General features: G+C 61.4%; 20 protein-coding genes. 5 read left to right on the top strand and 15 right to left on the bottom strand.

Annotation, left to right across the window (positions count from 1 at the left end; translation table 11 throughout):
- Window positions 1–48: 48 nt before the first annotated feature.
- Together M2397_RS01860 and M2397_RS01855 are read right to left on the bottom strand one after the other, a co-directional pair.
- Complete coding sequence (locus M2397_RS01860) at window positions 49–459, bottom strand: HPF/RaiA family ribosome-associated protein (RefSeq protein WP_131698315.1); 411 nt, start codon at window positions 457–459, stop codon at window positions 49–51.
- A gap of 213 nt (window positions 460–672) precedes the next feature.
- Complete coding sequence (locus M2397_RS01855; protein WP_131698316.1) at window positions 673–1620, bottom strand: LysR substrate-binding domain-containing protein; 948 nt, start codon at window positions 1618–1620, stop codon at window positions 673–675.
- Between the two features lie 137 nt (window positions 1621–1757).
- On the opposite strand from M2397_RS01855, the gene M2397_RS01850 reads away from it, so the two are divergent.
- Complete coding sequence (locus tag M2397_RS01850) at window positions 1758–3134, top strand: L-serine ammonia-lyase (RefSeq protein ID WP_184744581.1); 1377 nt, start codon at window positions 1758–1760, stop codon at window positions 3132–3134.
- Between the two features lie 337 nt (window positions 3135–3471).
- Entirely contained in the window at window positions 3472–3789 is a 318-nt protein-coding gene (locus M2397_RS01845; protein ID WP_131698318.1) for a DUF3509 domain-containing protein, read from the top strand.
- Here the strand turns inward: M2397_RS01845 and M2397_RS01840 are convergent.
- From M2397_RS01840 to M2397_RS01825, 4 genes are all read right to left on the bottom strand, one after another.
- Window positions 3786–4274, bottom strand: a complete 489-nt coding sequence (locus M2397_RS01840; RefSeq protein WP_027604688.1) for a phosphate-starvation-inducible protein PsiE — start codon at window positions 4272–4274, stop codon at window positions 3786–3788. The two genes, M2397_RS01845 and M2397_RS01840, sit on opposite strands and share 4 nt — an antisense overlap.
- 168 nt (window positions 4275–4442) lie before the next feature.
- Complete coding sequence (locus M2397_RS01835; protein ID WP_145335240.1) at window positions 4443–4712, bottom strand: type II toxin-antitoxin system RelE/ParE family toxin; 270 nt, start codon at window positions 4710–4712, stop codon at window positions 4443–4445.
- Window positions 4702–4890 (bottom strand): antitoxin, encoded by a 189-nt coding sequence (locus M2397_RS01830; RefSeq protein ID WP_115487608.1) that lies wholly within the window; start codon window positions 4888–4890, stop codon window positions 4702–4704. Before M2397_RS01830 ends, M2397_RS01835 begins: the two co-directional genes overlap by 11 nt.
- A 154-nt stretch (window positions 4891–5044) precedes the next feature.
- Window positions 5045–5290 (bottom strand): DUF6124 family protein, encoded by a 246-nt coding sequence (locus M2397_RS01825; RefSeq protein ID WP_065924200.1) that lies wholly within the window; start codon window positions 5288–5290, stop codon window positions 5045–5047.
- Window positions 5291–5713: 423 nt separating this feature from the next.
- Between M2397_RS01825 and M2397_RS01820 the strand changes: the two genes are divergently transcribed.
- Window positions 5714–5974 carry a YebG family protein gene (locus tag M2397_RS01820; protein ID WP_012722374.1) on the top strand — a complete coding sequence of 87 codons (261 nt, stop codon included), beginning with the start codon at window positions 5714–5716 and terminating at the stop codon, window positions 5972–5974.
- 55 nt (window positions 5975–6029) lie between these two features.
- Here the strand turns inward: M2397_RS01820 and M2397_RS01815 are convergent, their stop codons facing one another.
- Complete coding sequence (locus M2397_RS01815; protein WP_027604689.1) at window positions 6030–7049, bottom strand: Glu/Leu/Phe/Val dehydrogenase dimerization domain-containing protein; 1020 nt, start codon at window positions 7047–7049, stop codon at window positions 6030–6032.
- 184 nt (window positions 7050–7233) lie between these two features.
- On the opposite strand from M2397_RS01815, the gene M2397_RS01810 reads away from it, so the two are divergent.
- Window positions 7234–8037, top strand: coding sequence for a SirB1 family protein (locus M2397_RS01810; RefSeq protein WP_131698319.1), 804 nt, complete (start codon window positions 7234–7236; stop codon window positions 8035–8037).
- Between the two features lie 161 nt (window positions 8038–8198).
- Here M2397_RS01810 and maiA read toward each other — a convergent pair whose 3' ends face one another.
- From maiA to hmgA, 3 genes are read right to left on the bottom strand one after another with little or no spacing between them, the layout of a single operon-like run.
- Window positions 8199–8834 (bottom strand): maleylacetoacetate isomerase, encoded by a 636-nt coding sequence (gene maiA / locus M2397_RS01805; RefSeq protein ID WP_259242185.1) that lies wholly within the window; start codon window positions 8832–8834, stop codon window positions 8199–8201.
- A gap of 12 nt (window positions 8835–8846) precedes the next feature.
- Window positions 8847–10133 carry a fumarylacetoacetase gene (gene fahA / locus M2397_RS01800; protein WP_167654766.1) on the bottom strand — a complete coding sequence of 429 codons (1287 nt, stop codon included), beginning with the start codon at window positions 10131–10133 and terminating at the stop codon, window positions 8847–8849.
- A gap of 3 nt (window positions 10134–10136) precedes the next feature.
- Complete coding sequence (gene hmgA / locus M2397_RS01795) at window positions 10137–11420, bottom strand: homogentisate 1,2-dioxygenase (protein WP_167654765.1); 1284 nt, start codon at window positions 11418–11420, stop codon at window positions 10137–10139.
- 120 nt (window positions 11421–11540) lie between these two features.
- On the opposite strand from hmgA, the gene M2397_RS01790 reads away from it, so the two are divergent.
- Complete coding sequence (locus M2397_RS01790; protein ID WP_131698323.1) at window positions 11541–12320, top strand: IclR family transcriptional regulator; 780 nt, start codon at window positions 11541–11543, stop codon at window positions 12318–12320.
- Between the two features lies 1 nt (window position 12321).
- Here M2397_RS01790 and dacB read toward each other — a convergent pair whose 3' ends face one another.
- From dacB to M2397_RS01765, 5 genes are all read right to left on the bottom strand, one after another.
- On the bottom strand, window positions 12322–13767 hold the full coding sequence (dacB, locus tag M2397_RS01785) for a D-alanyl-D-alanine carboxypeptidase/D-alanyl-D-alanine-endopeptidase (RefSeq protein WP_259242184.1): 1446 nt from the start codon (window positions 13765–13767) through the stop codon (window positions 12322–12324).
- A 206-nt stretch (window positions 13768–13973) separates the two neighbouring features.
- Window positions 13974–16391 (bottom strand): TonB-dependent receptor, encoded by a 2418-nt coding sequence (locus tag M2397_RS01780; protein WP_167654763.1) that lies wholly within the window; start codon window positions 16389–16391, stop codon window positions 13974–13976.
- Window positions 16392–16500: 109 nt separating this feature from the next.
- Window positions 16501–17436: a glutathione S-transferase family protein gene (locus M2397_RS01775; RefSeq protein WP_131698326.1), complete on the bottom strand. Its 936-nt coding sequence runs from the start codon at window positions 17434–17436 to the stop codon at window positions 16501–16503.
- Between the two features lie 75 nt (window positions 17437–17511).
- Entirely contained in the window at window positions 17512–17787 is a 276-nt protein-coding gene (locus M2397_RS01770) for a GIY-YIG nuclease family protein (RefSeq protein ID WP_090409144.1), read from the bottom strand.
- A 36-nt stretch (window positions 17788–17823) separates the two neighbouring features.
- A complete protein-coding gene (locus M2397_RS01765) occupies window positions 17824–18294 on the bottom strand; it encodes a nuclear transport factor 2 family protein (RefSeq protein WP_065938610.1) in 471 nt (156 codons plus the stop codon).
- Window positions 18295–18297: the final 3 nt, after the last annotated feature.

Raw genomic sequence — 18297 nt, 5'->3', positions numbered from 1 at the left:
CGAAAACGGGCCTGCAGATGCAGGCCCGTTTGCAGGGGGTGAGAAAAGTTAGCCGTTGATGACAGCGTTTTCGTTTTCCAGGAATTCCTGTTCCAGCGCGTCTTCGTTCACTTTGTTGATTGGCTGGTTTTTCGCGGCAGCGCGGGGCTTGCCTTGCAGTCTGCCAAACAGATGTTCCAACGCGTGATCGAGCTTGGTGGCCGCACTGTCAATCGCCTGTTCGAGGGTATCGCCCTTGGCGGACACCGAAAGCGCTTGATGGCCTTTAGGCCGCGCTTCCAGGCGGCAACTTAAATCGTGGGGACCGGGCTTGTCGCCGTTCTCATCCCGCAGGTAGACCTCCACTCGGGTCAGGTCTTCTTCATAACGTTCGAGCGTGCTCTCAATGGTAGTACGTACCCACTCCTCCAGTCGGATGCTGCTTTCAATATGGTTATCGCTATTGACTTGGATTTGCATAGTTCTTCCCTTATTTCAGCTAGCTCGCGGGAGGTCACAAACTGCAACACCGGGGTGGTGAAACCATGACCTCTTGATTACACAATTGAGCAGCCAGAGAAACATTTCAACCCCTTTGCAAAGATAAATCCTACATTACAAATTAACCCTGACGACAAGCAAAAACGCTGTTAGGGTGGGGAGTTAGTTACATCTTCTTACGCCCTGCGATCCTCACAATTGCCCCTCTCCCAGCGGGTGCAAGGCGCGAAAAATCCCTGCTTCCTCTACCAGCCAGTCATGCACCGCGCGCACGCCCGGATGGCTCAGCGCGCCCGGCGCATACAGCAGCACATAGCGTTTGTGGTTGGGCACCGCGAGGCCGAACGGCACGATCAAGGTGCCGCGTTCCAGCTCATCGTTCAGCAACGTCCGCCGCGCGATGGCGACGCCCATACCGGCAATCGCGGCCTCGATGGTCAGGTGGTTGCGGTTGAAGGTGTGGCCACGGCGTACGTCTGCGTCGTGGTAGCCGATGGCATTCAGATAGAACTCCCACTCCGCATACTCATAACTCCCACGCCAGGCGGTAATGTCGTGCAGCAGCGGGAAATGCACGAGGTCGGCTGGGCCGTGCAACGGCGGCCGCCCTCGCAACAGGCTCGGCGCGCACACCGGGAAAATCTGCTCATCCAACAGGGCTGTGGATAACAACCCGGGGTAGCTGCCGTCATTGAGGTCGATGGCCAGGTCGAAGTCACCTTCGTGCAGGGCGATGCTGCTGTCCTCGGCAACCATACGCAGTTGGATATCCGGGAAGCGCTGCTGCAAGCGCGGTAAACGCGGAGTCAGCCACTTGCCCAGGAACGACGGGATCGAGCGCAGGCGCAAGGTGCCGCTGATCATCCCCGCGTCCAGGCGCTGCAACTCGGCGTCGATGCTGCCATAAGCCTCCCCCACCGTTGCCGCCAGGCGCTGGCCCTCGGCACTCAGCTCCACCCCCCGCGCTCGTCGATGAAACAGCCGAAACCCAAGACGCTCCTCCAACTGGCGGATTTGTTGGCTCACCGCCCCCGGTGTGATGTGCAGTTCTTCGGCGCAGCGGGTGAACGACAAATGCCGTGCAGCGCAGGAAAACACGTGCAGCCAGACATAAGTCTGGCCATTGAGAGGGCGAGCCATAGGGTTTAGTCCTGCTAAAGGGTATCTTAGGATAATTCGTTGGTCAGTGCTGATCCAGAGGCTCAGTATCAAGCCAACTGCGCTCGTCCTACAAAACATGGCAGCGATTCCTACTCCATTGCTTGTAAGGCTTTAGCATGGCTATCAGTGTTTTCGATCTATTCAAGGTGGGCATCGGCCCTTCCAGCTCCCATACCGTCGGCCCCATGCGCGCGGCGGCGACCTTCGTCCAAGCCCTGAGCGACCAGCAATGGCTGGGTGAAACGCGCCGCGTCGAAGTGCGCCTGTATGGCTCGCTGTCCGCCACCGGTGTCGGCCACGCCACCGACCGCGCCTGTGTCATGGGCCTGATGGGCGAATGGCCGGATCAGGTCGATCCCACCTCGATCAACCCGCGTATCCAGCAACTGCGCGAGTCCGGTCGCTTGTTACTGGCCGGCAAGCATGAAATTGCCTTCAACTGGCAAAGCGACCTCCTACTGCTGGACGAAAGCCTGCCCTACCACCCCAACGCCATGTCCCTGCTGGCCTACGGCGACAACGGCCTGCTGAGTGAGCAAACCTATTATTCGGTGGGTGGCGGTTTCATCATCGACGCCGCTGAAGCCGCTTCGGGCATTGCACCGACCGGCGATGTGCAATTGCCTTACGAGTTCTCCAGCGCCGTCGAACTGCTGGCCCTGTGCAACAAGCATGGCCTGCGGGTTTCCGAATTGATGATGGCCAACGAGCGCGCATGGCGCAGCGATGAACAGATCCGCAGCGGCCTGCTGCATATCTGGTCGGTGATGCGCGAATGCGTGGAACAAGGCCTGCGTGACGAAGGCATCCTCCCAGGTGGCCTGGACGTGCCCCGCCGCGCAGCAAAACTGCACCGCAGCCTGCTGGAAATCGGCAAACCCAATGTGATCACCTCGACCTTGTCGGCCATGGAATGGGTCAACCTGTTTGCCCTCGCCGTCAACGAAGAAAATGCCGCGGGCGGTCGCATGGTCACCGCGCCGACCAATGGCGCGGCGGGGATCATCCCGGCGGTGCTGCATTACTACATGAAGTTCAACGCCGACGCGTCCGACGACGATGTGGTCAATTTCTTCCTGGCCGCCGCAGCCGTCGGCATTCTGTGTAAGAAAAACGCCTCAATCTCCGGTGCCGAAGTCGGCTGCCAGGGCGAAGTCGGGTCAGCCTGCGCCATGGCCGCCGCCGGCTTGGCCGACATCCTCGGCGCCAGCCCCGAACAACTGGAAAACGCCGCCGAAATCGGCCTGGAACACAACCTCGGCCTGACCTGCGACCCAGTCGGCGGCCTGGTGCAAGTGCCGTGCATCGAGCGCAATGCCATCGCCGCGGTCAAGGCCATCAACGCCACGCAAATGGCCCTGCGCGGCGACGGCAAGCACTTCATTTCCCTCGACCGGGTGATCCGCACCATGCGCGATACCGGCGCCGACATGCATGACAAATACAAAGAAACGTCACGGGGCGGCCTGGCGGTCAGCTGGGTGGAGTGCTGATTGCGCTGTCAGCGATCGTTTTTTCCGTGTTGCCCTGAAACGGATCACCGATCTCAATAACAACATAGAACCCATGTGGGAGGGGGCTTGCTCCCGATAGCGGTGAATCAGCCAAGTATTCATTGACTGATGCACCGCTATCGGGAGCAAGCCCCCTCCCACATAAGGCGCTCATTGTTTGACAGATCGCTGTACGGCACGCCCTTTGCTGTACAGCTCATGAGGTAAACGGAATTTGTACAACCTCAGCGACGGAGTGGCCGGTGGTCAGGCAACGCGAACTAATCACGACACCGGTCGTCAATGACTGCATGTTCTTATCAGGCGGTAACGCACCATGGACAATCCTTTTCAGATCATCACCGACACCTTCACCCCAAAATACCGCGTCAACCTGAGCATCCAACGGCTCGACGGAAGCATCATGCTCACCCTCTCGGATGAGACGGGTGTAGTGGCCAAACGCATGATCAGCGCCGAACAACGCAACGACCCGCAACGGCTCAAACGCCTGGTGCAAAGCATTCAATTCGGCATTGCCATCGAGCAGGGCCACAGCGCCATGGAGATCCTGACGGTGATGACGGACGGCGACAGCCACAAATTGTTGCAGCGGCCACCGGCCCGCGCCCTTCCCTTCAGCGTCGGGCTTTAAAGCTCACCCTTCTCGGTTTCCAGGCTCGCCTCGCCCTTGCGACGCGGGCCTTCGACCTTCACCGACGGGAACGCCGACGACGCGTAACGCACCACCAGAATCGCAAACGCCAACAGCAGAATCCCGCCGCACAGGTAGATGATGCCGAGGTCGGGCGGGTTGTGGTGAGACACGTTGGAGATCAACAGACGCGTCAGCGCGGTGATCGCCACGTAGATCAGGAAGCGCACCGGCATGTGGTTGGTCTTGAAATAAATCCCGACCATCGCGCCCAATTCCAGGTAGATGAACAGCAGCAAGATGTCATCGATCTTGATGTGTCCATTCTCCAGCATCCCCAGAAATTCCATCACCGCTGCCCAGGCGGTCACCGCACCGATGGCGAACAACGCCAGGTAGTGGAACGACTCGACAAACAGGTTACCCAGGGACTCGGCCAGCCCATGGACTTGATGGCGCAGCTTTTCGGCCCAATTAAATTTCACGATGGTGCTTCCTTAGGTCGGTTCGACCGGATAATGCGGGTTGGACGTGACGGTTGTTCTGCATGCAGAAAAAAGGCCAGAGGCGGGTATAAGATGATGGCGGGGTGACATGAGACACGTGGGAGGATGAGCAGAGTAGATACTTTGCCAATCCGAGAAGCGGATTTTTCAAGGATATCGCTGGCGGGCGTGTAAAACCGAGATGACCCGAATGTTGTCTGTCACCTTATAAACGACCAGATAATTCGGGTGTACCACCATCTCTCGCGTGCCGATGACACGCCCAGGGCGGTAAAGATGGGGCCTACGAGAAAGAGCCAGCACGGAGGCTTCTATTGCTTGGTTTAGCTCAAGCGCAGCAACTGGATTGCGGTCGCTGATGTAATCAGTAATTTGCCGGAGTTGCACCCGCGCTGCGGGAGCCCACTCAATCAGCATCGCCTTTCTTGCGTTTGGATTCGATTAACGCGCGCATCTCTGCCATCACTTCATCATGAGGAATGCCAGGGCTTGGATCATCAAGAGCGGCCTGTACCTTGGCGCGAAACCAGCGGTCATAGCTGTCGGCCTGCTCTTCGGTATCTGCGGGGATACCTGAGGAAAAGGAAGTGTCCATAAAAGCCTCCGTTGTCGATGAAGAAGGAGTCTAGTCGCTGGAGTTTTTACTGTCGTGCTCCGAGCGATGAAGTGAGTAACAGGAAAAATCGAAGCCATTTGTGACTATTTTTTGACCGTTCCCATAAACGTAGGAACGGTCAGAGGGCTTGGCATCAAACTGGTGCGACTTTCTCTAGCGCTTGGTCGACTAACAGACCGCCAATCTCAACCAATTGGTGAATGGCCAATACCAGACTTCGCTGCGGACCTTCAAGGTCGAATGCCAGCATATTAGCCATTTCACGGGCGCTGTTCAGGGTTTCGCTGGCGTTAGCCAGTAAGGTTTCTGTGTCAGCTTCAGGCGTGACGCTGAATAGCGTCGAATCGGTGGACGGGGGGTTGGGAGTGATTTTTTTCATAGATTAGTTCCTTAGTTAAGAAACCATCACCGCCTGCCGCCAAGCAGGTTGGGTGACGGATTGCACAAGGTTGGCGGACCGGTAAGGAACAACCCGGCACCCCGAAGGGTCCATGCGCAACCCGCCATGACACAAGAATGCAAATGCAAAAAACGCCTGCAGTCTTATAGGGGTGTTGTTGCGCTTCCTTGTTGGGCCGCCAAGCCCGCTAGCTGCATTTGCAGCGCCCGGTGAAAGTAAGCCACCGGACAATTCCAGCGCAACCCCGGCAAGTTGTCAGAAATTTCCGGTGTAGCAAACCCCTATTTCCCGGCTACATTAAAAAACTGCTACCCAAACCCCACAGTTTGGCTTACCCTTTTAGCTGTATATAAATACAGTAGTCGCAAAAGACAACTATCGTGAAGGCATGTGAGGTGGTGAATGGCCGTCGAAGTGGTATACCGCAGCAGCCGAGATCTGGAGCGTTTGTTCATGGATAAAGCCGAAGCTGACCGTCATGACAAGATGCTTGAACTCGCTGAGTTGCTCGCAGAAGTGTTGCAAAAAGCCGTGCCGTCCCTGAGCGAGCAGCAGGTGGAAGAAGCGGGGATCTACATGGCGAAGAATCGCGATGTGTTTGCCAAGGCGTTCAAGAGCCAACCGGACGCGTTGTCCGAGCTGCTGAACGCACCGGCGGAATAAAGTCCGAATTGAACAGGCCCTGAGTCCATGATTCAGGGCCTTTTTAATGCCTGGCCTATTTGTAGAGCAAACGCTCGGCCAGTTCGTCCGCGACCCGTGCCGGGGAGCGTTTTTCGGCCTGGGCGTGGGCGAAGATTTCGGTCAGGCGCGTGCCGATGTTGGACAGGTGCGCGGTGATGGTCGGCAGTTCGGCGCCGCTGTGCTTGAGGGCGACGTAGATCAGGCCACCGGAGTTGATCACGTAGTCCGGGGCGTAGAGGATGCCGCGGCCTTCGAGTTGGTCGGCCACTTGCAGGTTGGTCAGTTGCGCACTGGCGGAACCGGCCACGGCGGCGCAGCGTAGCTGGCCGACGCTCTGGCGGTTGAACACGGCGCCCAGGCCGCAGGGTGCGAGGATGTCGCACGGGGTGCTGAGCAAGGCGTCGTTGGCGATCGGGTGCGCGCCGAGCTGTTCCATGGCCAGTTGCACCTTGCCGTGATCGATGTCGCTGACCAGCAGTTCGGCGCCGGCGGCGTGCAGTTGTTCGGCCAGGGCGAAGCCCACGTTGCCCAGGCCCTGGATGGCCACGCGCAAGCCTTCGAGGTTGTCACTGCCCAGACGGGCCATGGCGGTGGTGCGGATACCGGCGAACACGCCCATTGCGGCATGGGGCGAAGGGTCCCCGGCGGCGGTGGTGCTGGTAACGAAACGGGTGTGTTGAGCGATGCAGTCCATGTCGGCGACCGAGGTGCCGCTGTCGGTGGCGGTGATGTAGCGACCGTCGAGTTGCTCGATGCAACGACCGAAGGCTTCAAACAGTGCCGCACGGTTTTCCACATGGGCGGGGCGCAGGATCACCGCCGTACCGCCACCCACCGGCAACCCGGCCAGGGCGGCCTTGTAGCTCATGCCTTGGGCCAGGCGCGCGGCGTCCGCCACGGCGCTTTCATCGTCGGGGTAAGCAAGGTAGCGACAACCACCCAGGGCTGGGCCCAGGCGGCTGTTGTGGATGGCTATGACCGCCTTCAACCCCGTCACCGGGTCGATGCTCAGGTGCAGCGATTCAAGGCGGGTGCTGTGCATGAGAGCAAACATCGTCGAGCTCCCGAATCACTTCTTGTGTCGCCAAGTATAGGCTTGCGGCAGAAAACTGCCGAAGTGCGCTGGAATAAGCCGCTCGGTTTTGCAGGTCCTGCGACATAAGCACGTAGGATATCTCTCAAGACACTGGACGAAATTTCCCAGCAAGGCTAAAACGGGGCATCTGCCGGAGAAAGCAATGAATCCCCGCCAAGCCTTTTTCGCCTGCCTGGAACGTTCGCCCCCCGCGCTGTTTGAAGCCGCGCTGTGGATTGCCGCCGAGCATGACCCGGCGGTGCTACCGGCGTTGATCATGCAGGACCTGAAATTGCTCGAGCAACAGGTCAACCAGGGCATGCCCCTGCTGCCGGCGGACGAACTGGGGCAGCCCTTGCTGCGACGCATGAATGACCTCGGCTTCGCCCAGGATGACTTCACCCCGCTGCGCCCCGCCGCCGCCCTGCTGGACAAGGTGTTGCAACGCAAACGCGGGCAGCCCCTGGCCCTGGGGTTGATTGCCATGGAGCTGGCTCGACGCCTGGGGATCCCCATGGTCGGCGTCAACTTCCCCGGCCACTTCCTGTTGCGGGTGCCCGGTGCCGATCACCTGCTGGACCCCTGCGGCGGGCGACGCCTGTACCCCAACGATTGCCGCGAGCTGCTGCAACGCCAGTACGGCCCCAACCTCAAGTTGCAGGTCGACCACCTGCACACCGCCGAACCCCGTTCGATCCTGCAACGGCTGTCCCGCAACCTGCGCCAGTTGCACCTGGCCAATGACAACCCTTTGGCCGCGTTGATCGACGCCGAGCGCGTGCTGGAACTGGGCAATGCCAGCGCTGCCGATTACCTCGCGCGGGCCAGCTTGTATCAGCGCCTGGACTGCCCCAACGCCGAGCGCTTCGACCTCGAACACGCGCTGATGCTCAGCGAAGACCCGATCCAACGCCTACGCCTGACTGAGCGGCTGGGGCACCTGCCGCCCAACTTCGTGGTGCATTGAACCCACGACTTTTCAGCAGCAAATTGTCCTGTGGCGAGCGGACTTGCCACAGGACAATTTGCTCTTCAATCGATCGGTAAAACCAGGCCATGCCGATGGCGAAGGTGCCGGCAAACAGGAACATCAAGGTTTTTATTGTTCCCGCGCGAGGGAACGATCATTCAAGGCGTATCGGGTTGGCTGGCAGGATGGGCCTGGACGAATGCCGGATGCTGCGCCGCCAACGCCGCCACCCTGCCGATGCGCGGGTAAGCCGCCAATGGCACCTTGAAGCGCTCCGCCGCATACAACTGGGGAATCAGGAATGCGTCCGCCATCCCCGGCTGCTCGCCAAAGCAATAACCCTTATCGCCAATCAACTGCTCCACCGCACCCAGCCCCAGGCTGATCCAATGCCCGATCCACTCCAGCACCTGCACTTCATCATGCCCCCACTGACGCAGCAGGTTCTGGGTGCTGGAATTGTGCAACGGGTGAATATCGCAGCCGATGATCGACGCCACCGCGCGTTCATGGGCACGGGTGACCATGTCCTTGGAAAGCAGCGGCGCCTGTGGATAACGTTCGTCCAGATATTCAATGATCGCCGCGGACTGAATCAGCAACTCGCTCTCATCGGTGCGCAAGGCCGGGACGCGACCTTGGGGGTTGATGGCCAGGTATTCGGGCTGGCGATTGGCGCCACCCGCCGGCACCAGCAGGTTGACGGGCACCGCAGTGAAATCCAGGCCCTTGAGCGCGAGGGCGATGCGCACCCGGTATGACGCCGTTGAACGGTAGTAGGTATAGAGTTCCATCGCCCAGCCCTCCTAGCGCGCCGCGACCACGGTGCCACGGCATTCGCCGAAGCCGATGGAGGCAAAGCCTTCACGGTTGCAACGGGCGCGCAGAATGACTTCATCACCGTCTTCAAGGAACCTGCGCACTTCGCCGGAAGGCAGTTCGATGACCTTCTTACCGCCCTCGGTCATCTCCAGCAGGCTGCCGAACTGCCCTGCCTCAGGGCCGGACAAGGTGCCCGAACCGAACAGGTCGCCGGCCTGCAATTGGCAGCCGTTGACGCTGTGGTGCGCCACCAACTGCGCGACGGTCCAGTACATATGCAGGCTGTTGCTCAGGGCCAGACGATGGGCCGGCAGGTTTTGCTCGCGCATCGACGCCGTGGTGAGCAGTACTTCCAGTTCTATATCGAAGGCGCCGGCCGCCTGATCGCGTTTATCCAGCAGGTACGGCAGCGGTTGCGGATCGCCTTCGGGCCGCGCTGGTTGTGCTTTGCGGAACGGTTCCAGGGCTTCGGCCGTGACCACCCACGGTGAAATGGTGGTGATGAAGCTCTTCGACAGGAACGGCCCCAGCGGCTGGTATTCCCAGGCCTGGATGTCCCGCGCCGACCAGTCATTGAGCAGGCAGAAACCGGCGATATGCTCGGCCGCATCGCCAATGGCAATCGAGTCGCCCATGGCATTGCCCTGGCCGATCCAGATGCCCAGTTCCAGCTCATAGTCCAGGCGTGCGCAGGGGCCGAAGCTCGGCTCAGTCTGGCCGGCCGGCAAGGTCTGGCCTTTGGGGCGACGTACCTCGGCACCCGAGGTGCGAATGGTCGAGGCGCGGCCGTGATAACCGATCGGGACGTACTTGTAGTTCGGCAGCAGCGGGTTATCCGGGCGGAACAGTTTGCCGACGTTCTGCGCGTGCTCGATGCCGACGTAGAAGTCGGTGTAGTCGTTGATCTTCGCCGGCAGGTGCATCTGGCAATCGGCGGCGCGGTGCAGCACCTGCGCTTCACGGGTTTGCAGTTTGCTGCCCTCCGCCAGCAGTTCCAGCAGGCGCTCGCGCAAGGCCACGCGCGGGCCACGGCCCAGCTCGAAAAAGGCGTTCAACTGGCCGCCCACGGTGGATTCAACGGCTTGGCGGGCCTCGCCTTCAAACTCATCCAGGGCGGCGTGCAGGTCGAGGATCGCGTCGCCAATCGCGACGCCGCTGCGCGGGGCCGAGCCATTGATGCTGAACACCCCCAGCGGCAGGTTTTGCAGGGGGAAATCGCGGTGACCGTTGGCGGAGGCTACCCAGCTGCGGGTAAGGGTTGGCTGCGTCATGGGTTATCTCCGGTTCGGGTTGAAGGTGGCGGGCAGCGAGGCCCAGCACGCGTCATAAGAAGGTTGCAGTTGCGGGCACTCCAGGGCGAACTGGGTCGGACGCAGCACTTGGCTGGTCTCGAACATGAAGGCCATGGTGTTGTCGATCTTGTGCGGCGCCAGGTCCACGTTGATGGCTTTGGTGCAGGTCTCGCCGTCCGGGCCGTGGGCGCTCATGCAGCTGTGCAGCGACGCGCCGCCGGGCAGGAAGCCTTCGGCCTTGGCGTCGTAGGCGCCCTGGATCAAGCCCATGTATTCGTTCATCAGGTTGCGGTGGAACCACGGCGGACGGAAGGTGTTCTCGGCCACCATCCAGCGCGGCGGGAATATCACGAAGTCGAGGTTGGCCAGGCCATGAGTGCTGGTGGGCGAGGTCAATACAGTGAAGATCGACGGGTCGGGGTGATCGAAACTTACCGTGCCAATGGTGTTGAAACGGCGCAGGTCGTATTTGTACGGCACGTTGTTGCCGTGCCAGGCCACCACGTTCAGCGGTGAATGGTCCAGCTCGCAGGCCCACAGTTCACCGAGGAATTTCTGCACCAGCGTGGTCGGTTGCTTGAGGTCTTCGTAGTGGGCCACCGGGGTGAGGAAGTCACGCGGATTGGCCAGGCCGTTGCTGCCGATAGGCCCCAGGTCCGGCAGGCGCAGCGGTGCGCCATGGTTTTCGGCGACGTAACCGCGCGCTTGTGCATCCAGCAGTTCAACGCGAAATTTGAGGCCACGGGGCAACACCGCAATGTCCAGCGGCTCGACGTCCAGCACGCCCAATTCGGTGGCGATGCGCAGGCGGCCCTGCTCGGGCACGATCAACAGTTCGCCGTCGGCATTGAAGAACACACGGTCCATGGAGCGATTAGCGCAGTAGTTATAGATGCTGATGCCCGAGGGTTTTTCCGACACGGCGTTGGCCACCATGCCGACCAGGCCGTCGATAAAGTCCGTCGGCTCAGTCGGAATATCCAACGGGTTCCAGCGCAGGCGATTGGGCGTCACTGCGCCCAAAGGGCCACCGGCCAACTGCCGCTCCAGCTTGATAAACGCCGGGTGATTGGCCGACGGTTGGATGCGGTACAGCCAGGTGCGGCGGGCTTCGCTGCGCACCATGGTGAAGGCGGTGCCGGAAAACAGTTCGGTATACAGCCCGTAGGGCGCTTTTTGCGGGGAGTTCTGCCCGACCGGCAAGGCGCCGAGCAAGGCTTCGCTGGCGAATTCATTGCCGAAGCCCGACAGGTATTCGAGGTTCATGGATCATCCTCTATGCGGAAGTTGTTTTTATCGTAATCCAGTTACGCATAACGTAATTTGATCACTGTCGACCGTCAAGCTATAAAGACGCCCATTCATCTCTCGGATTCTCGCCTCTCCATGGAAAAGCCCCGCGACACCGGTAAACAGAAAGTCCGCTCGGCCGAAGTGGGCACCGACATCCTCAAGGCCCTGGCCGAACTGTCGCCCTCCACGTCGTTGTCGCGGCTGGCCGACCATGTGCAGATGCCGGCGAGCAAGGTGCACCGTTATTTACAGGCGCTGATCGCCTCAGGTTTTGCCGAACAGAACACCGCCACCAACCATTACGGCCTGGGGCGCGAAGCATTGCGTGTTGGCCTGGCCGCGCTGGGTAGCATGGACGTGCTGAAAGTCGGCGCGATGCCCCTGGCAGAGCTGCGCGACGATTTGAATGAAACCTGCTTTCTGGCGGTATGGGGCAACCAGGGCGCAACCGTGGTACAGATCGAACCGGCCGTGCGCGCCGTGACGGTGGTGACGCAATTGGGTTCGGTGTTACCGCTGCTCAGTTCATCCACCGGCCTGGTGTTCAGTGCCTTCCTGCCGTCGCGGGAAACCGTCGAGTTGCGTGAGCGTGAAATTCAGGCCGGTACCGCCCATGCCCTCGCCAACGACCAGGCCTACGCCACGGCCTGTGAACAGATCCGCCAGCGCGGCCTGCACTTTGTGCATGGCCTGCTGATGCCGGGGGTGGATGCGTTGTCGGCGCCGGTGTTCAACGCGGTCGGGCAAGTGGCGGCGGTGATGACCGTGGTCGGTCCCACCTCGCTGTTCCACGCCGACGAAGATGGCCCGGCGGCGCAGCGCTTGCTGGCGGCGACCCGGGCCGTGAGTTGGCGGATGGGCTACCAGCCCTGAGCTAGTCGTGCCACTGGGACAGCGCCAGCGCCAGGCGATTTTCGAGGGCGCGGATAGGGGCTGCGTCGCTGACGTAGTTATTGCTGATCATCGAAAATACCAGGCGCCGTCCGTCGGCATCGGTGATATAGCCGCTCAACGATGATACGCCGGCCATGGAGCCGGTCTTGGCGTGCAGGTTGTTTTGGGCAGCCGTCCCGCGCAGGCGATATCGCAGGCTGCCGCCGGTCATACGGTCGGCATTGCCGGCAATCGGCAAGGCGTTGTACCAGGCGTCGAACCAGGGTTGTTTGGAAGTGGCCAACAACAGATCGGTCAGATTCTGTGACGACACCAGATTACGTCGCGATAGACCCGAACCGTCCACCTGATTCAACGTCGCCGGGTCCAGGCCCTGACGCTGCATAAAGGCTGTCACCGCTGCCACGCCCGCGGCCGCCGTGCCGGCATTGGCGGTTTTGCGGCCCATGGCCTTGAGCAAGGCTTCGGACATGTTGTTGTTCGAGAGCTTGAGCAGCGGCGTGATCAAGCCCTGCAACGGCGCCGATTGATGCTCCGCCAACACCGTCGCCGTCGCGGGGCTGGTGCCACCGATCACGCGCCGGCCCAGCACGTGGATGCCCTGCTGCGCCAAGGCCTGCTCAAACAGATTGGCCACCAGTTGCGTCGGTTCCCACACACTCACCCATTGCCGGCTTTGCTTGCCCGGTGCGAGCGCGCCGGTGAGTTGCAGCAGGTTGGTGCCGTGCTGGCGGGTGATGCCGTAGCTGTTGCCGGGGCCACTGACAGCGCGGTTGCTTAGTTGCACGTAGTCGGTGGACGGGCTCACCACCACGCTCACTGGCTGGCCCAGTGCGACGGGAGCCTTCGCCGTAACGAGCAAGGTGCCCGCGTCAAAATCCGCATTCGGCGACACCGTCAGCGCCGAAATCTGCGCGCCGTAGTAGGTACTTTCGTCGTCCTGGGCCCAATCCACGCCCAGGCGCTCGGCGTCGAACCACGTGTCATCGAACACCAGGTCGCCTTGCACCTGGCGCACGCCCTGGCTGGCCAACTGGGCGGCCAATGCCTGGTAATCGGCGAACTGCGTGGTCGGGTCGCCGAGGCCGCGCAGGTACAGGTTGCCGGCAAGACGTTCACCTTGCCGGGTGCCGTCGCTCAACAGTTGGGTGGAGAAGCGGTATTGCGGCCCCAGCACATCCATCGCCGCAGCGGTGGTGAGCAACTTGAGGTTGGAGGCCGGGATCAGGCGTGTGCGCGGATTGTGTTGATAGAGGGTGCTGCCGCTGCGGGCGTCGCGCACCATGACGGAAACCGTGGCGCCATCGAGGGCCGGATCGGCCAGCAGGTGATCCAGTGTTGAAGGCGTGGAAGGCTGCGAAACACTCGCGCAGCCGCCCAGTAAAACGCTCAGGCACAGCAGGTGTAGCCATCGTCCAAAGTGCATCGGTACTGTGTTCCGCAAAGCCATTAATGGCCGCAACGCTAACAGCTCCGTACCTTTGTGGCGAGCGGGCTCGCCCCGCGCTGGGTGGCGAAGCCGCCCTTACTAATGCCGCCGTGTTTTTTCAGGAACACCGCAGAACCTGTTTTGGGGCCGCTTCGCAGCCCAACGCGGGGCAAGCCCGCTCACCACAGGGAACCCGCCGGGGTTTAGAACTCCAGGGTGCTGGACACCGACACCTGCCGCGCATCGCCCATGGACACAAACAAGCGGCTGGCCGCCGAGGTGTAGTAGACGCGGTCGAACAGGTTCTTCACGTTGACCTGGAATTTGACCTTCTGCCCGTCGATCCTGGTGTCGTAGGTGGCGAAGGCATCCGCCACGGTGTAGCCCGGCAGGTTGAAGTCGTTTGCGGCGTCGCCTGCGCGCTCGCCGACATACCGCGCACCGGTGCCGACACGCAACTGATCGCCGCCGAAAATGTTGCCGAAGTCGTACGCGACCGACAGCGAACCGGTGTGCCTGGCCACGTTTTGCAGGCGGTTGCCTTCAAGCGCCGGGTTGTTGTCCTTGATGTCTTCGGCATCGGTAAAGGCGTAGCTGCCGATCAGGCTCCACTTGTCGGTCAATTGGCCGGTGGCGTCCAGTTCCAGGCCACGGGAACGTACTTGCCCCGCGATGCTGTAGACGGTGTTCGCACCGGAGCCCACCGACACCAGCACATTGCGCTTGTCGATAGTGAACAACGCGGCACTGGCGGTGATGCGCCCCGGGATATCGAGCTTGGCGCCCAACTCCCACGACTTGGATTCCTCAGGCGTGAGGTCACCGGTCAGCGTGCTGCCATCGAGCAAAGGGGCGATGGTGGAGTTGGGTTTGAACGACTCGGTGTAGCTGCCGTAGAACGACAGCTCATCGGTGTAGCGATACACCAGGCCGGCACGCGGCACCCAGGCCTGGCCGTTGCCGTCGGTGTTGGCCTTGAACGGCACGCCCTTGCCGGCGTACTGGTCATACATCTGATAGCGCGCACCGGCCACGAAGATCCACTGGTCGGTCAGGTGAATCGCGTCCTGGAAGAACAGCGAGTCGCTGCGCAACAGGTCGGTCTGGGCGCTGTCGGCGGCACTGACGCTGGTGCCCGCGACTTCGTTGCCGTACACCGGGTTGTTGTAGTTGAAGGTGCCGCGCGAGTTCTGGCGAATCAGGTCGGCGCGGTAGATCTTGCGGTACTCGTCGTCCAGGCCGAACACCAGGTCATGCTGCATGCCCAGTACATTGACCTTGCCTTCCAGGCTCGCCGTGGTGAAGCGGTCAGTGGTGATCGCGCCCTGGGTGCCGTCCATCTTGCGGGTCAGGGTGCCGTTGGTGCTCACCGCGCTGACGCGCACCTGGCTGGCGTCGTAGGTCTCACGGTTCCAGCTGTAGCCGAAATGGGCTTTCCAGTCGTCGTTCAAGTCGTGGTCGGCTTCAAAGCGGTACAGGTCGGAACGGCCTTCCATGTTGTTGAACGGCTCATCCAGACGGCGAGTGGCCGGGATGTCCAATGGGTGGTTGGACTTGTCGATGGCCGTGCCGCGGTCGAACGGCGAGAGAAATTCGCGGTGTTCGTAGGCGAACAATAACTTGGTTGAATCGCCATACCAGGCCAGGGACGGCGCCACCAGTGACTCGCGGTGAGTGCCGAAGTTGCGCCAGTAGTCTTCGTCTTCATGGTCGACGATCAGGCGATACGCCAGGCCCGAATCCCCGATGGGGCCGGTGGTGTCGAGGTTGCCGCCACTGCCGTTCTTGCCGTCGCCGAAGGTCGAGCCGCGCACGGTCAGGGACGTGGCCTGGGTCAGTTGCGGCTTTTTGCTGACGATATTGACTACGCCGCCCGGGTCCTGGATGCCATACAGCAGCGACGACGGGCCCTTGAGCACTTCGACCCGTTCTGCGGTTGAATTCAACGCCCGGCCCTGCACCACCGGCATGCCATCGCGCATGATCGAACCGTTACGGTTGTCGCCAAAACCGCGCAGCATCACCGCGTCCTGGGTGCTGGCCAGGGTATTGGCCTGGGTGATGCCGCTGATGTTGGCCAGGGCATCATCCAGGTTGCGCGGGGTCTGGTCGCGCAGCACTTGGGCGGGGACCACGTTGACGGTTTGCGGGGTTTCCAGCAGCAAAGCACGGGAGCGCATCACCGAGCTGGTGGGCGGGGGCTGGTAGCTGGTGCTGTCCTCGGTTTGGCCGACGCCGCTGATGGTGGTCGCGCCGAGGTTGAGCGCGCCATCGGTGGGCACCGGTTCCAGGGCCAAGGTGCGGGCGTCGATCTGGCGGAACGTGAAGCCGGAGTTGCCCAGCAGACGTTGCAGGGCCTGGTTGGCACTCATTTGCCCGCTGACCGCCGGGGCACTGAGGCCGTAAGGCGCTTCATCGGTGTAGATCACGCTGATCCCGGTGACCCGGCTGAAATCGCTCAGGGCCTGGGGCAGCGGCTTGGCTGCCAGGGCAAAGGTGAACTGGGCGCTTTGCTGCTCCTGCGCCTGCGCCACGCCGAGGGGCAGCAACGCCAGCCCCGACACCGCCAATACCGAGGCTCCCAGCCACTGTTTAACCAAACCGCCCGCCGTCGACTTCATGCTGTGAGAACCCGTGTAGAAAATGCCATTAATGCGAATAGATCGCAGTTTCAAGCACTACACGGATGGGCGGGCGATTTACCTCACCTTTGTTGGCAAATATTTTTATTTATTGCGCCTGAATGCGGAACCCCCAGCGTGGGAAATGCACATGCACGGTGCCGGCGCGTTCATCGGTGCGGCGCAGGATCAGTTCTTCGCGCCCGGCAAACAACAGCTCACCCACGACCGGGTCGGTGCCGTAGTCAGTGGCCGAGATGCTCACCTGCTGGCCGGGCTTGAAGCCGTTCAAGTCCTCGAACAGCGCTTCGGGCAGCGCCGCCGGTGTGGCATTGCGCGCCACGTCCAGGGCTTGCTCGGCGCTCATCTGGGTAGCAGTGCCATGGCCGAAGCTCAGCACGCGGTCAAGCCAGGCGACTACGGCGGGATAGGCGTCCACCAGCGGCGCCGTCACCGAAGAGCCTTTGAGGAACCACAGCGGGTGCGCCAGGGCAAAGTCGGCAATCGAAGGTTCGCCGAACAGGAAATCCCCAGGCGCGTGCTGCAATTGCTGATCAATGCGGCCGATGATGACCGGCCATTGGTGCTTGGCCTGATCGAGTTGCACACGGGCTGCCGTGCCATCGCTGAACAGTTTGCTGCGGTCAGCCACCAGCACCTGAAGCAGCTCCGGCGGTACCTTGGCAAATTTGACCGCCAGGGATTCGGGCTGGAACACCAGCGCTACGGCATGGGAAAACACCACCGAATCCGCCCAGGCCGCGAAGCCTTGGGTGACCAGTTCCAGGCCTTGGGGAAACAGCGCCGGTGCCGCTTTATCCTGCTCCAGGCGCCGGGCGATCAACGCGGTGTCGCAGTAGATATCGGCGCCGACTTGCAACACCGGGGTCTTGCGATAGCCGCCGGTGAGGGCGGTCAGGTCAGGCTTGGGCATCACCGGCGAGATATGCACCGAGTGCCAGGACAAGCCCTTGAAGCCCAGCAACAGGCGGGCTTTTTCAGCGAATGGGGACTGCGGGTAGTGGTGCAGGATCAGCTCGGACATGCCCGGCTCCGTTGGCGAAGTGAGCCACTAGCTTAGCCTGCAACACCGCGCGTGGGGACGATGGCAACCCATCAATCAAATCAATGAGCCACTCGCCGCCAGGCACTCCTTGGCGCTTTTCTTCAACTTCTTGATCAAGCGTTCCTGACGCAACGCCTCGCCTTTGCTCGCGCATTGCTCCGTGTACACCAGCGCGACCGCCGGGCTGGACAGGAAAAACCGTGCGCCCTTGCCGCTCTGATGAGAGGCAAAACGACGCACCGGGTCATTGCTGATGCCGCAATACAACGCGCCATTGGCGGCGCGTACCAGGTACACAAACCAGGGTTTGGGTTCAGAAGGATCAGTCACGGGTCGATTCGGCAAACCAGAAGAGCGCCAAGCTTATCAACGACCGGCCTGAAATGCCCTGAGGCCTTTGAGTGCCTGGGCACGCACGGCGTTTTTCAGCGCCGGCGACCAGCCCAGCAACAGGCCCTTGAGGCCCAGGGCCTGACGCGACCAGCGCCACAGGTCGAAGTGGTCGTGGTGTTCGCAGATCTTGCCATCGCGAAACACGAACCGCGCGCCGATATCGTTGACCACCGTATTGCCGGTGGCGCTGAACAGGTAAGTCGCGACCCAGTGCGCGCTGCCGGTCGTTTCATCGCTGCGTACATGGTCGAACGTCAGGGAAAAATCCTTGGCCCGGGTAGTGAGCATGCGCCACATATCGCCGGCGTCACGCCCGCGCAATTCACCGAAAGCCGGGTCGCTGAACAGCACATCCTCGGTGTAGCAGGCCGCCATGGCCTCGGCATCCAGCCGCTGGAAGGCGCTGTAGAACTCGGTGATCAGGGCGTTGTGTGCGTCGCTCATGGG

It is taken from the genome of Pseudomonas sp. BIGb0381 (assembly GCF_024809815.1).
Lineage (GTDB): Bacteria > Pseudomonadota > Gammaproteobacteria > Pseudomonadales > Pseudomonadaceae > Aquipseudomonas.
Note: the sequence above shows the minus strand (reverse complement) of the source record. Positions and strands in the feature narration are given on the sequence as shown.